This window comes from Streptomyces sp. NPDC006925 (assembly GCF_042869575.1).
GTDB lineage: Bacteria > Actinomycetota > Actinomycetes > Streptomycetales > Streptomycetaceae > Streptomyces.
In genome coordinates this window covers 51,585-65,260 of record NZ_JBIAGB010000002.1, presented here as the reverse complement: position 1 = coordinate 65,260, position 13,676 = coordinate 51,585, and the positions used below count along the sequence as shown (strand labels likewise).

At 73.3% G+C, this 13,676-nt stretch carries 13 protein-coding genes; 11 read left to right on the top strand and 2 right to left on the bottom strand.

Annotated elements, in window-relative coordinates; genetic code table 11:
• The first annotated feature begins 62 nt into the window (after positions 1 to 62).
• From ACFYNS_RS02975 to ACFYNS_RS02955, 5 genes are all read left to right on the top strand, one after another.
• On the top strand, positions 63 to 1,322 hold the full coding sequence (locus tag ACFYNS_RS02975; RefSeq protein ID WP_388600372.1) for an alpha/beta hydrolase: 1,260 nt from the start codon (positions 63 to 65) through the stop codon (positions 1,320 to 1,322).
• 122 nt (positions 1,323 to 1,444) lie between these two features.
• Entirely contained in the window at positions 1,445 to 2,320 is an 876-nt protein-coding gene (locus ACFYNS_RS02970) for a DUF4429 domain-containing protein (protein ID WP_388600369.1), read from the top strand.
• The gene (locus ACFYNS_RS02965) at positions 2,317 to 3,768 is read left to right on the top strand and encodes a sensor histidine kinase (protein WP_360292437.1); all 1,452 of its coding nucleotides are present in this window, start codon (positions 2,317 to 2,319) and stop codon (positions 3,766 to 3,768) included. Before ACFYNS_RS02970 ends, ACFYNS_RS02965 begins: the two co-directional genes overlap by 4 nt.
• A 16-nt stretch (positions 3,769 to 3,784) precedes the next feature.
• The gene (locus tag ACFYNS_RS02960; protein ID WP_360292434.1) at positions 3,785 to 4,519 is read left to right on the top strand and encodes a response regulator transcription factor; all 735 of its coding nucleotides are present in this window, start codon (positions 3,785 to 3,787) and stop codon (positions 4,517 to 4,519) included.
• Positions 4,520 to 4,763: 244 nt separating this feature from the next.
• Complete coding sequence (locus ACFYNS_RS02955; RefSeq protein ID WP_388600367.1) at positions 4,764 to 5,951, top strand: alpha/beta hydrolase; 1,188 nt, start codon at positions 4,764 to 4,766, stop codon at positions 5,949 to 5,951.
• A gap of 177 nt (positions 5,952 to 6,128) precedes the next feature.
• Here ACFYNS_RS02955 and ACFYNS_RS02950 read toward each other — a convergent pair whose 3' ends face one another.
• Positions 6,129 to 6,668 carry a MerR family transcriptional regulator gene (locus ACFYNS_RS02950; RefSeq protein ID WP_360292429.1) on the bottom strand — a complete coding sequence of 180 codons (540 nt, stop codon included), beginning with the start codon at positions 6,666 to 6,668 and terminating at the stop codon, positions 6,129 to 6,131.
• An 86-nt stretch (positions 6,669 to 6,754) separates the two neighbouring features.
• On the opposite strand from ACFYNS_RS02950, the gene ACFYNS_RS02945 reads away from it, so the two are divergent.
• On the top strand, positions 6,755 to 7,570 hold the full coding sequence (locus tag ACFYNS_RS02945) for a serine hydrolase domain-containing protein (protein WP_360292427.1): 816 nt from the start codon (positions 6,755 to 6,757) through the stop codon (positions 7,568 to 7,570).
• A 192-nt stretch (positions 7,571 to 7,762) separates the two neighbouring features.
• On the opposite strand, the gene ACFYNS_RS02940 is transcribed toward ACFYNS_RS02945, so the two are convergent.
• Positions 7,763 to 8,455, bottom strand: coding sequence for a pirin family protein (locus tag ACFYNS_RS02940; protein WP_388600364.1), 693 nt, complete (start codon positions 8,453 to 8,455; stop codon positions 7,763 to 7,765).
• A gap of 205 nt (positions 8,456 to 8,660) precedes the next feature.
• On the opposite strand from ACFYNS_RS02940, the gene ACFYNS_RS02935 reads away from it, so the two are divergent.
• From ACFYNS_RS02935 to ACFYNS_RS02915, 5 genes are all read left to right on the top strand, one after another.
• Entirely contained in the window at positions 8,661 to 9,848 is a 1,188-nt protein-coding gene (locus ACFYNS_RS02935) for a helix-turn-helix domain-containing protein (RefSeq protein ID WP_360292421.1), read from the top strand.
• Positions 9,849 to 9,948: 100 nt separating this feature from the next.
• The gene (locus tag ACFYNS_RS02930; protein WP_360292418.1) at positions 9,949 to 10,896 is read left to right on the top strand and encodes an ACP S-malonyltransferase; all 948 of its coding nucleotides are present in this window, start codon (positions 9,949 to 9,951) and stop codon (positions 10,894 to 10,896) included.
• Positions 10,897 to 10,917: 21 nt separating this feature from the next.
• Positions 10,918 to 11,952, top strand: a complete 1,035-nt coding sequence (locus ACFYNS_RS02925; RefSeq protein ID WP_360292415.1) for a ketoacyl-ACP synthase III — start codon at positions 10,918 to 10,920, stop codon at positions 11,950 to 11,952.
• Positions 11,953 to 12,023: 71 nt separating this feature from the next.
• Positions 12,024 to 12,272: an acyl carrier protein gene (locus ACFYNS_RS02920; RefSeq protein WP_360292412.1), complete on the top strand. Its 249-nt coding sequence runs from the start codon at positions 12,024 to 12,026 to the stop codon at positions 12,270 to 12,272.
• Between the two features lie 79 nt (positions 12,273 to 12,351).
• A complete protein-coding gene (locus tag ACFYNS_RS02915) occupies positions 12,352 to 13,617 on the top strand; it encodes a beta-ketoacyl-[acyl-carrier-protein] synthase family protein (protein ID WP_360292409.1) in 1,266 nt (421 codons plus the stop codon).
• Positions 13,618 to 13,676 lie beyond the last annotated feature (59 nt).

The window sequence follows — 13,676 nt, the reverse complement described above, 5'->3', positions numbered from 1 at the left end:
TGACTCACCCGGGGTTCCTGAATGCGGGACCGCTCATCGGCATCTCCTAAGGTGTCGCCCCAGTGACTTACTTCCCCGCACCAGGCAACCCGTTGTCCGGACTCGGCGTCCCCGCACCAGGCGCCCCGGGCATCACGGTCTGGCGTGCGGTGCTCGCCCTGGCCGTCGTCCTCGTCCTGCTGGCGACCTCCGGCTGGACGGCGGTGCGCAAGCATCAGGCGGCGGACGGTCCGCGCGCCGCGGCGGTGCACGCCTGGAAGAAGGCATCCCTCGCCGGGCGCCCCCTGCCCGCCCCCGACGCCCCGCCCCGCAGCATCGCCCGATACTTCGCCGGACTGAGCCGGGCCCAGCAGCGGGACCTCGCCACACGCTTCCCGCTCGTCGTGGGCAACCTCGGCGGCGCGCCCCTGGAGCTGCGCTACCGGGCGAACCGCACCGCGCTGTTCCAGGCCCGCGACACCGAGCGCAAGCGGATGCGGGACGAGCGGCTGACCGAGGAGGGCCGCAGCCAGGCGGAGCACCGGATGCACCGCTTCACCTCGATGCTGAGCCCGCAGCGGCAGATCCTCGCCTTCGACCCGACGGGGCGCGGCCGGGCCGCCGAGGTCTTCGGCGACCTGCGCGACGCCCGGCGGGTCTCGGTGGTCGTCCCCGGCGTCGACACCGAGCTGCTGACCTTCGAGAAGTCGGCGCGGCAGTATGCGGCGCCGGTCGGCATGGCCGACGCGCTGCAACAGCAGCAGCACGCCACCCGCCCCGGCGTGCACACGGCGACCATCGCCTGGGCCGACTACACCGCGCCCGCCGGGCTCGGCGTGGACGCCGCCTCGGGCGGAGACGCCGAGGACGGCGCGGTACGGCTGGACGATCTGGTCCGCGCCCTGCCCGCGACCTCGGCCGCGGCCGCTCCCGAGGTCGCACTGTTCTGCCACAGCTACGGGTCGGTGGTCTGCGGGGTGGCGGCGCGCCGGCTGCCGGACAGCGTCACCGACATCGCCGTCGCGGGCAGCCCGGGGATGCGCGCCGACAACGCGGCGCAGCTCGGCACCCGCGCCCGCGTCTGGGCGATGCGGGACGGCGACGACTGGATCGCCGACGTCCCCCACCTGGACGTCGGAGGGCTCGGGCACGGTGCGGACCCGGTGGCGGACGGCTTCGGCGCCCGGCACCTGTCGGCCCGCGGCGCCGTCGGCCACACCGGCTACTTCGTGCCGCACACCGGCAGCCTCGCCAACTTCGCCGCGATCGGCACCGGCGCCTACCAGGACATCGTCTGCGCCTCCTCCGACCCTGGGTGCTCTCTGGTCCCTGGTACCTCCTGACGGCACGCACGGCGCCCGCAGCACTCCGCCGGGTCGCATCCCACGCCCGAATCTGCGCGCGTAGCGCCACGGAGAGCGGCGGAGGGGGGACGGACAGCCGACCGCCGCATACGATGGCCCACATGGGTGACGTACTGGCTGGAATTCACTCCACCTGGGAGTTCACAACGGACTCCGTGCTCATCCGCTTCGAACGGGGGATTCGCACGCCGAAGCTCTTCCAGGTGCTCGGGGAACGGCGTATCCCGTACGAGGCGCTGAGCACCGTCGAGCTGACCCCGGGCGGAAAGCGCGGCACCGTCGTACTGCGCGCCGTGCCCCGGGAAGGCGCGGACCCGCTGCTGGAAGCGGCAGCCGGACAGCTCAAGGAGAGCAGCGACCCCTACCGGCTGGTGCTGCCCGCCGAGCGCGAGCCGCTGGCGGACCGCTACGCGGCCGAGTTGCGAGCCGCCCTGCCCGCGGAGGCGGCCAAACCCGCCCAGGACCACCTCGTCGCCGCACCCTCCGCCCCGCAGAGCTTCAAGGCGTACGACGGGAAGGCGTCCTTCGACGGCACGGGAGTCGGCTTCCGCTGGTTCTGGACGGGTGCCTCGACGGCCAAATGGAAGGCCGGCGACCAGTACTTCCCCGTCGGCGAGCTGGAGAGTGTCGAGTGGAGCTCGCCCGAGGGCCCCGGCGGCCATCTGCGACTGCGCCCGCGGGGAGCCGAGATCCTCGCGGAGGCCGACCAGGACCCGGCCTCCGTGGTGTTCGGTCTCGGCTACGGCCCCGTCTACGAGTCCCTGCCCTTCGCCGCCTCGGTCCTGGAGGCGGTACGGGCGGCCGGGCCGGTGCGGGATGCTGAGAGCGTCTGCTCGGCCCCCACGCCGCAGCCGCCCCGTTCGAACCCGGCGGACGTCGCCGAACGCATCCGGCACCTCGGCGAGCTGCACGACGCCGGACTGCTGACCGACCACGAGTTCACCGCCAAGAAGGCGGAGCTGCTGGCGGAGCTGTGACCCCGGGATCCGCGCTCTCCCCGCTGTGGGGCCACCTGCGCTCACTCGCCCTCGCACTGGCCACCCCCGCCGCCTCGCGTGAGCCGCTGCTGGGGCACGCGGCCTCCCGCACCGTGCGGCTGCTGCCCTATGTGCTGGCGTCCGGCTTCACGATCGTGCTCCTCCCGGTGACCGCCCAGGTGCTCTCCCACGACTTCGCGGTACCCGGCGGCTGGGCCGGTGCGCTGAGCGTGGCGCAGACCGCGCCCCTGCTCCTGGCGGTGACCCGCCCGCTGCCCGCCTGGTGGATCGTCTTCGGTGCGGACCTGGCCGGCGCCCTGGTACTGCTGGTGACGGGCGGAGGCGCCGGACGGCCCTGGCCGTGGCCGCCGATGGTGATCGTGGGCTGTCTGGTGCTGTATCTGGCGCTGGCGCTGCGCGAGGGCCGCCGCACGCTGCTCGCCGTCTGGCTCGTGACGGTGTCCGCCTCGCTCGCACTGGGGTTCGCCGCGCCCGAGCGCAGCGAGGGGACGAACGTCCTGCTGATCGTGCTCAGCGGCGCCGTGCTGCTGCTCGGGGCCACCCTGCGGGAGCGGGCCGAGGCGCAGCGGCGACTGGCCGAGCAGGAGCACATCAGCGAGGCCGAACGCGCCCAGCGCACCCTGCTGGAGGAGCGCGCCCGGATCGCGCGGGAACTGCACGACGTGGTCGCGCACCACATGTCCGTCATCACCGTCCAGGCCGACAGCGCGCCCTACCGGATCGCGGAGATGCCACAGGAGGCGCGCGAGGAGTTCGGCTCCATCGCCGCCGCCGCACGCGAGTCGCTGACCGAGATGCGCCGCCTGCTCGGCGTCCTGCGCAGCGAGACCACCCGCGGTGAACGCGCCCCCCAGCCCGGCCTGGAGCGGCTGGAGCAGCTCGTGGAGGCGACCGTGCGCGCCGGAGTGCCCACCGAGCTGAACCTCTCGCTGCCCGGTGCGGGGGACGGGACCCGGACGGGAGACGGCACCGGTGCGACGGGGGCGGATTCCGCTCCGGCGCCGACCGTGACGCTCTCGGCGTACCGGATCGTCCAGGAGGCGCTCGCCAACGTCGTGCGGCACGCGCCCGGCGCCCGGACCCGCGTCTCGGTGACGGTGCCGGACGAAGGGTGGCTGTCCGTACTGGTCGTCAACGGCGCCTCGCCGGAACCGGAAGCGGCCCCGCTGGAGACGACCGGCACCGGGCACGGCCTGGTCGGGATGCGGGAACGGGTACGGCTGGTCGGCGGGAACCTGCAGGTCGGTGCGGTGTCCGACGGCGGGTTCCGGGTCGCGGCCCGGCTGCCGCTGCACCCGCCCCCCTCCGCTCCGCCCGGACCGCACGACGAGGCGCCCCCCGGGGCCGGGGCGCGGGACGCGGAGCAGGACCGGGCCTCCGAGCCCGCACCCGACCCGCAGCACACCGGCTCCAACCCGACCGTATGAAAGGCACCCCCACGGCATGAACGTCATCGGCGCGTCCGGCGTCTCCCCGACCGGCCGGGTGACCCGCCTGGTCATCGTCGACGACCAGGCCATGGTCCGGGCGGGTTTCGCCGCACTGCTGACAGCCCAGAGCGACATCGACGTGGTGGGCGAGGCGCCCGACGGCGCGGCCGGTGTCGAGCTGTGCCGCCGCGCCCACCCCGACGTGGTGCTGATGGACGTGCGGATGCCGCGACTGAACGGCCTGGAGGCGGCCGAGCAGCTCCTCGACCCGCCCCCGGGGGTCACCCACCGGCCCAAGGTGCTGATGCTGACCACGTTCGACGTGGACGACTATGTGTACGAGGCGCTGCGGCTGGGCGCCAGCGGCTTCCTGCTCAAGGACGCGCCGCCGGCCGACCTGATCGCCGCGGTGCGGGTGGTCGCCGAGGGCGAGGCTCTGCTGGCACCCTCGGTGACCCGGCGGCTGATCGCCGAGTTCGCCCGGCAGCGGTCCGGGAGCGGCCCGCGGCGGGGGCGTCCCCCGGCGTCCGAACTGCGGCTGAAGGCACTCACCGAACGGGAGACCGAGGTGCTGGAACTCGTGGCCCGCGGACGGTCCAACACCGAGATCGCCGAGTTCCTCGTGCTGGCCGAGCAGACGGTGAAGACCCATGTGAGCCGCGTCTTCGCCAAGCTGGGGCTGCGTGACCGGGCCCAGGCCGTCGTCTTCGCCTACGAGTCGGGGCTGGTCGCGCCGGGCGACCAGTAGCTCCGCCGGCCCGCGGCTGCGCGGGCCCGTGCCTCCGCCGGCCCGGGGCCCGGCGGTCCTCTGCCCCACCGGCCCGGGGCATCCGCGGCCCGCCGGGCGCGGGCCGGCGCGCCCTGCGCCACCCCCTACCCGGGTAGCACCCGTCGGTTGGCTCCGCAGTGTGACGCCCCACGTACGGCCGGAGCCGCACGCTCCTTCTGCCGCCTCCGGAGGTTCCTCGGGCGGCGGGAGGAGGGACAGGCCCATGAAGCGCCGCCGCACGCGTGCTCTGCTCGTCGCCCCGCTCGTGGGAGCGGTGCTCGCCACCACGGTGGGGGTGACCAGCGGCACGCAGCAGACCCCGGTGACCGGGCCCGCGCCGGGGGCCGCCGCCTGGCGCGCGGACCGTGCGCTGGGGCGCCCGCTGCCGGACCCCGCAACGGCCGACCCCGAACGGGTCGCCGGATTCTTCGCGGGGCTGAGCGGAAGCGAGCGGCGGGGGCTGGTGCGGCGCCATGCGATGACGGTGGGGAATCTGGACGGCGTCCCCCTGCGTGTGAGGTATCAGGCGAACCGGCTGGCGCTCAAGCGGGAGCAGCGGAAGCAGTCGGCGCGGGCACGGGCTGAGGAACTGACCCGGGAGGACCACCGGGAGGCCCGGAGGAAGGTCCGGCGGTACGCCCGGCTGCTCGCCCCCGGACGACGGATCCTGGCCTTCGATCCACGCGGCCGGGGCCAGGTCGCCGAGGTCTTCGGAGACCTCGCGCACGCCACCAGGACCGCAGTCGTCGTACCCGGCTCCGACATCGACCTGGCCGGCTTCGACCGCGGCGGCGGGAACCGCTACGGCAGGCCCGCCGGGATGGCCGCCGCGCTGCACGACCGGATGGTGCGGCGCGCCCCGCACACCCGCAGCGCCGTCATCGCCTGGGTCGGCTACACCACACCGGTCGGCCTGGGCCCGGACGCCGCGACGGGGAAGCTCGCGGACGCCGGAGCACCGCGGCTGGTGCGCTTCCTGGACGGGCTGGCGCAAAACGGGACTCCGGCTCCCGCGGTGCTGTGCCACAGCTACGGGTCGGTCGTGTGCGGCCGGGCCGCGGCCCGGCTCGACCGGTCCGAGGCCGCCGGGCTGATCGTCTTCGGCTCCCCCGGGATGCGGGCCGACTCGGTGGCGGACCTGCACACCCGGGTGCCGGTGTGGGCGGCACGGGCTGCGGAGGACTGGATCGGCCGCGTGCCGCACGTGCGACTGCTCGGCCTGGGGCACGGCACCGACCCCGCCGACACCGGGTTCGGAGCCCGGGTCGTCACCGCGGCCGACGCCGACGGGCACAGCGGCTATCTGAAGCCGGGCACCGACTCGCTGGACAACTTCGCCTCGATCGCGCTGCGCGCCTACGGATCGGTCCGGTGCGCCCCCGCCTCCCGGGAGTGCGCCGCCGTCCGCTGAGGCACGCGCGCCGAGCGGGTTGCGGACGGGTGGTCCGGACGCCGGGCAGGTACCGGGCGGCCGGACGCCGATGCAGGCGCACGTGGCCTGGGGCACGCCGGGCCCCGGGCTGCCGGATGCCGGCGCGCGCCGTGAGCGCATTCGCGCGCCCGGGCACCGGCGGGCCGACGGCCGCGGCTACGCTTCCGCGGCCGAGTGCGGGGATCGCCGCTCGGCGGAGGCGTCAGCGGCGGCCGAGGCCATGACCGCGCGGATCGCCGGGAGATCGTCGGTGCTGCGCGAGTAGTGGTCGATCTTGTAGTCGAGGACCTCGAGGGTGTCGCGCAGCTCGGCGATCCGGGCGAGCACGTCCTCGCGGGTGGCCTCCAGGAGGGCCTTGCGCTCGCCGAACGTCTGCTCGCCCTGGCGCACCATTTCCGCGTAGCGCACCATGTCCGCCACGGGCATCCCGGTCAGCCGGAGTTTGCCGACCAGGTCCAGCCAGTCCAGGTCCCGGTCGGAGAAGCGGCGCTGGCCGGTGTGGGACCTGTCCACATGCGGCATCAGGCCGATCCGCTCGTACCAGCGCAGGGTGTGCGCGCTCAGTCCGCTCAGTTCCGCTGCCTCGCTGATGGTGTAGCGGTGCTGCCCGTCGGACCGTCGGCCGGTGCGGGGAGCCTCGGCGCACCGTGCCGGTGCCTGGGGCTGCGATGTCGGCGGTTTCTCCGGCTGCGTCATGGTCACAAGTGAACGCTACGGACTTGGAGTGCACTCGAAGCAAGGGGGGGAATCGGCGGCACTTCGGCGCCGTTAGGCTCGGTGCCATGGACAGCCTGCGGATGATCGAGACCTGGCCGGTGCCCACAACCGCGGCGGCCGTCGTACGCGCCGACGGGACCGTGGCCGGAACACGCGGCCCGGCCGCGCAGCGCTTCGCACTGGCCTCGGTCACCAAGCCGCTGACCGCCTACGCGGCGCTGATGGCACTGGAGGAGGGCGCCGTAGAACTGGACGAGCCTGCCGGGCCCGAGGGTTCGACAGTCCGGCACCTGCTGGCGCACACCTCGGGGCTCGCCTTCGACGAGCACCGGACCATGGCCGAGCCCGGCACCCGCCGGATCTACTCGAACGCGGGATTCGAAGCACTGGCCGACCACCTCGCCAAGGCGACCGGGATGCCCTTCGCGCAGTACCTGCGCGAGGGCGTGCTCGATCCGCTGGGCATGACCGGCACCGAACTGGACGGCTCGGCCGCCAAGGACGGCTTCTCCACCCTGGCCGACCTGACCCGGTTCGCCGCCGAACTGCAGTCCCCCGCCCTGCTGGACCCCTCCACGGTGCGGCAGGCGACCTCGGTGGTCTTCCCCGGGCTCAGCGGCGTGCTGCCCGGCTACGGCCACCAGAAGCCGAACGACTGGGGCCTGGGGTTCGAGATCCGCGACGGCAAGTCCCCGCACTGGACGGGCGAGACGTCCGCACCCGGCACTTTCGGGCATTTCGGCCAGTCCGGCACGTTCCTGTGGGTCGACCCGCGGGCAGGCGCGGCCTGTGTGGTGCTGACCGACCGGGACTTCGGCCCCTGGGCCGTGGAGGCGTGGACACCGTTCACGGACGCGGTGCTGGCGGAGCTTTCGGGCTGAGGCAGCAGGCACACGACGGCGCATGCGTGGCGGCAACACACGACGGCGCACGCGGGAGTGCGTACATGCGTGCGTACACGGGACTGCGTACATCTGACGGCGCGCTCGTGACGGCGTGCTCATGCCGGCGTACGCGGCCGGCCGCCGACCGCCTGCGTGCCGCGCGGGCTCGGTGGCAGGCGGGGTGGGGGCTCAACCGTAGGCGGGTTCCGCATGCATCTCCCACAGCAGCAGTTCGGCCCCGCCCTCCGCGCGCAGCTCCCGGCCCTGCTGCTCCCCGGTCAGCCGTGCCGCGTCGCCCGCACCCAGCGCCACGCCGTCCAGCGCCACGCCGTCCAGCAGCACCCGGCCGCGCGCCACATGGACGTAGCAGTACGCGGCGTCGGGCACCGCCGCGCGCTCCCCGTCGGCGAGGCGGCGCACGTGCAGCACGGCCTCGGTGCGCGGCAGCGCGAACGGGGTGCTGTCCGCGATGCCCCGCACCACCTCGTACTCAGGTGCGGTGCCGAAGACGCCCGGAACCAGCCACATCTGGACGAAGCGCAGCTCAGCGGTGCCCGCGTTGCGCTCGCTGTGCCGCACACCGCTGCCGGCGCCGAGCCGCTGCACATCGCCGGGGCGCACCACGGTGGCGTGCCCGGTGGAATCGGTGTGCTCCAACTCGCCCTCGACGACCCAGGTGACGATCTCCACATCTCGGTGCGGGTGCGTGTCGAATCCGGCGCCGGGTGCGAGTCGCTCCTCGTTGCAGGCCACCAGCAGTCCGAAGCCGGTGTTGCCGGGGTCGTAGAAACCGGAGAAGGAGAAGGCGTGCCGGGTGTCGATCCCGGCGCTCGGGTCACCGCCCGGATACCTGTCCTCGGCCCGCCACACCACCTGTGCCATGCGCCCCACGGTAGTCGCGGAGGCGGCGGGCGGGGCACGGCCCCCGACCGGCGCGCAGACGGCGGAGCGCGCCGTGCGCCGGCCTGCAGGCGCCCCCGCTGTACTCCACGGCCGCGCCGACGTCGAGGGCCGATCCTGGCCCCTCGACGGGTCCCCCTCGCGCCCCCGCGCCCGGCACGGGCATCCGGTAAGGCAGGCTTGTCCCGTGCCCGAAGCCTCAGATCCACCACCCCAGCACCCCCACCTGGCCACCCTTCGCCGCCTGGAACAGTCCTCCGGGAAACTCGCCGCCGCCGCCATCGCGCGGATGGACGAGCAGCTCCCCTGGTACCGCGCCATGCCGCCGGAGAACCGCTCCTGGATCGGCCTGGTCGCGCAGGCGGGCATCGCGGCCTTCACCGAGTGGTTCCGGCACCCGGAGACGCCGCAGGCCATCAGCACCGACGTGTTCGGCACCGCGCCGCGGGAACTGACGCGCGCGATCACCTTGCGGCAGACCGTGGAGATGGTCCGCACCACGATCGAGGTCGTCGAGACGGCGATCGACGAGGTGGCGGCACCCGGCGACGAGGCGGTGCTGCGCGAGGCGCTGCTGGTGTACGCGCGGGAGATCGCTTTCGCGACCGCGCAGGTGTACGCGCAGGCCGCCGAGGCGCGCGGCGCGTGGGACGCCCGGCTGGAGTCGCTCGTCGTCAACGCGGTGCTCTCCGGAGAAGCGGACGAGGGCGCCGTCTCCCGGGCCGCGGCGCTGGGCTGGAACTCTCCCGAACATGTGGCCGTGGTCCTGGGTACCGCGCCGGACGGCGACAGCGAACTGACCGTCGAGGCCATCCGGCGCGCCTCCCGGCAGGCGAAGTTGCAGGTGCTCACCGGGGTGCTCGGCAGTCGCCTGGTGGTGATCACCGGGGGTTCGGACGATCCGCTGAAGGCCGCCAAGTCGCTGATCGGGCCGTTCGCGGCGGGTCCGGTGGTCGCGGGGCCCGTGGTGGGCGACCTGCTGGCCGCGACGCGCTCGGCACAGGCGGCGATGGCGGGCCTGAAAGCGTGCGCCGCCTGGCCCGACGCCCCCCGCCCGGTCCTCGCGGACGACCTGCTGCCGGAGCGCGCGATGGCGGGCGACCCGGTCGCGCGAGAGCTGCTGGTGGAGGAGATCTACAGACCGTTGGAGGAGGCCGGGTCGGCGCTGCTGGAAACGCTCAGCGTCTATCTGGAGCAGGCGAGTAGCCTGGAGGGCGCGGCGCGGATGCTGTTCGTGCACCCCAACACCGTCCGCTACCGGCTACGACGTGTGACGGACGTCACCGGGTGGTCACCGTCGGATGTCCGCTCAGCATTCACTCTGCGTGTCGCCCTGATCCTGGGGCGTCTCGCCGACTTCGGAGGTCAGCCGTAAGCTGGCGGGCACCTTTTGTCGAGGGTCCACAATTACCCTCCCCGTTCTTCGTCTCGGTCCCCACCGGCCGAGACCCGTGTCCACAGGAGAGAGTGAAAGAGTGCTCGTACTCGTCGCTCCCGGCCAAGGCGCCCAGAAGCCTGGCCTGCTGACCCCCTGGCTCGAACTCCCCGGCGCCGCCGACCGGCTGGCCCAGTGGTCCGCCGCCATCGACTTGGACCTGGTGCATTACGGCACCGAGGCCGACGCCGACGCGATCCGGGACACGTCCGTGGCCCAGCCGCTGCTGGTGGCCAGTGCCCTGCTGTCCGGTGACGCGCTGCTGGCGGCCGACCCCGCGCAGGACGTATCCGCCCGGGCTGCCGCCGTCGGTGCCTTCGCCGGGCACAGCGTCGGCGAACTGGCCGCCGCGGCGCTGAGCGGAGTGCTCACCCCGCTGGAGGCGCTGCGCATCGTCCGTGCCCGGGGCACGGCGATGGCCGAGGCAGCCGCCGCTGCCGAGACCGGGATGTCCGCCGTGCTGGGCGGGGACCCGGACGTGGTCGCCGGGCACCTGGAGAAGCTCGGCCTGACCCCCGCGAACATGAACGGCGCGGGCCAGGTCGTGGCCGCCGGTACCGCCGAGCAGCTCGCGGCGCTCTCCGCCGACCGCCCCGAGAAGGCGCGGGTCATCCCGCTGAAGGTGGCCGGGGCCTTCCACACCGACCACATGGCGAGCGCGCTGCCCGCCATGGAGGCGGCCGTCGCGGACGTGACACCGGGCGCACCCGTCACCCGCTATGTCTCCAACTTCGACGGCGAGGTCGTGGAGTCGGGCCCGGACGTCGTACGCCGGCTGGTGCACCAGATCTCGGCGCCGGTGCGCTGGGACCTGTGCATGGAGACGTTCCAGCGGCTGGGCGCCACGGCGCTGATCGAGCTGTGCCCCGGCGGCACCCTGACCGGCCTGGCCAAGCGCGCCCTGCCGGACGTACGGACGCTGGCGCTGAAGTCGCCCGACGACCTCGCCGCGGCACGGGACCTCGTCGCCGCTCACACGTCCGCCTGACCTCCAAGGAGTCCGAGAAGCATGACCGCGAAGATCAAGCCCGCACAGGGCTCGCCGTATGCGCGCATTCTCGGCGTCGGCGGATACCGACCGACCCGTGTGGTACCGAACGAGGAGATCCTCAAGCACATCGACTCCTCCGACGAGTGGATCCGTTCCCGTTCGGGCATCGCCACCCGGCACTGGGCGGGGCCGGAGGAGACAGTCGCCGAGATGACCCTGGAGGCCGCGGGCAAGGCCGTCGCGGACGCCGGAGTCACTCCCGACCAGGTGGACGCGGTCATCATCTCGACCGTCTCGCACTTCAAGCAGACCCCGGCGGTGGCCACCGAGATCGCCGACCGGATGGGCGCGGGCAAGGCGGCGGCCTTCGACATCAACGCGGGCTGCGCCGGCTTCGGCTACGGCCTCACCCTGGCCAAGAGCCTGATCGTCGAGGGCAGCGCGCGGCACGTGCTGGTGGTCGGCGCCGAGCGGCTCTCCGACCTGACCGACCTGACCGACCGCTCCACGGCGTTCCTGTTCGGGGACGGCGCCGGAGCCGTCGTCGTCGGCCCGTCCGACGAGCCCGGTTTCGGCCCCTCGATCTGGGGTTCGGAGGGCGACAAGCGGGACGTCATCTCACAGACCATCCCCTGGGACGGCTTCCGGGTCGGCGACGTCGCACAGCTTCCGCTGAGCGAGGACGGCTCGGTGAAGTTCCCCGCCCTGCGCCAGGAGGGCCAGACGGTCTTCCGCTGGGCCGTCTTCGAGATGGCCAAGGTCGCGCAGCAGGCCTTGGACGCCGCCGGGATAACCCCCGAGGACCTGGACGTCTTCATCCCGCACCAGGCCAACATGCGGATCATCGACTCGATGGTGAAGACTCTCAAGCTGCCCGAACACGTCACGGTCGCCCGGGACGTGGAGACCACGGGCAACACCTCGGCTGCCTCCATCCCGCTGGCGATGGAGCGGCTGCTGGCGACCGGGAGGGCGAAGAGCGGCGACACCGCCCTCGTCATCGGCTTCGGGGCGGGTCTCGTCTACGCCGCCACGGTCGTTACCCTCCCCTAGTCAAGATCCAAGCAGCCCCGTACGACAGGGTCGGGCGCTGCGGACTCACCGCAACACGAAGGAGCGCCGCAATGGCCGCCACTCAGGAAGACATCGTCTCGGGCCTCGCCGACATCGTGAACGAGATCGCCGGTATCCCGGCCGAGGACGTTCAGCTCGAGAAGTCCTTCACGGACGACCTCGACGTGGACTCGCTGTCCATGGTCGAGGTGGTCGTCGCCGCCGAGGAGCGCTTCGACGTGAAGATCCCGGACGACGACGTCAAGAACCTCAAGACCGTCGGCGACGCGACCGACTACATCCTCAAGCACCAGCCCTGAAACATCCGTTGACGCGTTTGTCGCCACCCGGCATGCGGGTGGCTCAAACGAGTCACCCCCTACCGTGGAGAGAATTCCAGTGAACGCGACCAATCACTCCGTGGTCGTCACCGGTATCGGCGCAACCACACCGCTGGGTGGCGACAGCGCATCGACCTGGGAAGGGCTCGTTGCCGGGCGCTCGGGCGCGGCGCTCCTCGACGAGGAGTGGGCCGCCGACCTGCCGGTACGGATCGCGGCCCGGGCCGCGGTCGACCCGAGCGAGGTCATCCCCCGCCCCCAGGCCAGGCGGCTGGACCGCTCGGCGCAGTTCGCGCTGATCGCGGCCCGCGAGGCGTGGGCCGACGCGGGCTTCACCGCCCGGGCCGGCGAGGACGCCTCCGTCAACCCGGACCGGCTGGGCGCCGTGGTGGCGTCCGGGATCGGCGGCGTGACCACGCTGCTGGACCAGTACGACGTGCTGCGCGAGAAGGGCGTCCGCCGCGTCTCGCCGCACACGGTTCCGATGCTGATGCCGAACGGCCCCTCGGCCAACGTGGGCCTGGAGGTCAACGCCAGGGCCGGGGTGCACACCCCGGTCAGCGCCTGCGCCTCCGGCTCCGAGGCGGTCGGGTACGCGATCGAGATGATCCGCACCGGCCGCGCCGACATCGTCGTCGCGGGCGGTACCGAGGCGGCCATCCACCCGCTGCCGATCGTCGCCTTCGGCAACATGATGGCGATGTCCAAGAACAACGAGGACCCCCAGGGCGCCTCCCGCCCCTTCGACGTGGACCGCAACGGGTTCGTGCTCGGCGAGGGGGCCGGGGTGATCGTGCTGGAATCGGCCGAGCACGCCAGGCGCCGCGGGGCCCGGGTCTACGCCGAGGCGGTGGGCCAGGGCATCTCCGCCGACAGCCACGACATCGTGCAGCCGGAGCCCTCGGGCAACGGCATCGCGCACGCGCTGCAGCACCTGGCCGCCAACACCGACCTGGACCCGGCCGAGGTCATGCACATCAACGCGCACGCGACCTCGACCCCGCAGGGCGACCTGGCGGAGCTGAAGGCGCTGCGCAAGGTGTTCGGCGACGACGTCGACCACATGAGCATCTCGGCGACCAAGTCGATGACCGGGCATCTGCTCGGCGGCGCGGGCGGTGTCGAGACGGTGGCCACGCTGCTGGCGCTGCACAACCGCATCGCACCGCCGACGATCAACATCGACAACCTCGACCCGGAGGTGGACGGCGACATCGTGCGCGACGCCGCCCGCGAGCTCCCGGCCGAGGGCCGGATCACGGCGCTGAACAACTCCTTCGGCTTCGGCGGCCACAACGTGGTGCTGGCGTTCCGCACGGTGTGATCCCGCGCCCGGGCCGTGTCCCGGACCGTGATCCGAACCGGGTCCTGTCGCGACAGGGG

What these genes read in the sequence shown, in the direction of transcription:
- ACFYNS_RS02970 (WP_388600369.1), top strand. Translation starts at nt 1,445, where the DNA reads ATGGGTGACGTACTGGCTGGAATTCACTCCACCTGGGAGTTCACAACG.
- ACFYNS_RS02960 (WP_360292434.1), top strand. Translation starts at nt 3,785, where the DNA reads ATGAACGTCATCGGCGCGTCCGGCGTCTCCCCGACCGGCCGGGTGACC.
- ACFYNS_RS02955 (WP_388600367.1), top strand. Translation starts at nt 4,764, where the DNA reads ATGAAGCGCCGCCGCACGCGTGCTCTGCTCGTCGCCCCGCTCGTGGGA.
- ACFYNS_RS02950 (WP_360292429.1), bottom strand. Translation starts at nt 6,668, where the DNA reads ATGACGCAGCCGGAGAAACCGCCGACATCGCAGCCCCAGGCACCGGCA.
- ACFYNS_RS02945 (WP_360292427.1), top strand. Translation starts at nt 6,755, where the DNA reads ATGGACAGCCTGCGGATGATCGAGACCTGGCCGGTGCCCACAACCGCG.
- ACFYNS_RS02940 (WP_388600364.1), bottom strand. Translation starts at nt 8,455, where the DNA reads ATGGCACAGGTGGTGTGGCGGGCCGAGGACAGGTATCCGGGCGGTGAC.
- ACFYNS_RS02925 (WP_360292415.1), top strand. Translation starts at nt 10,918, where the DNA reads ATGACCGCGAAGATCAAGCCCGCACAGGGCTCGCCGTATGCGCGCATT.
- ACFYNS_RS02920 (WP_360292412.1), top strand. Translation starts at nt 12,024, where the DNA reads ATGGCCGCCACTCAGGAAGACATCGTCTCGGGCCTCGCCGACATCGTG.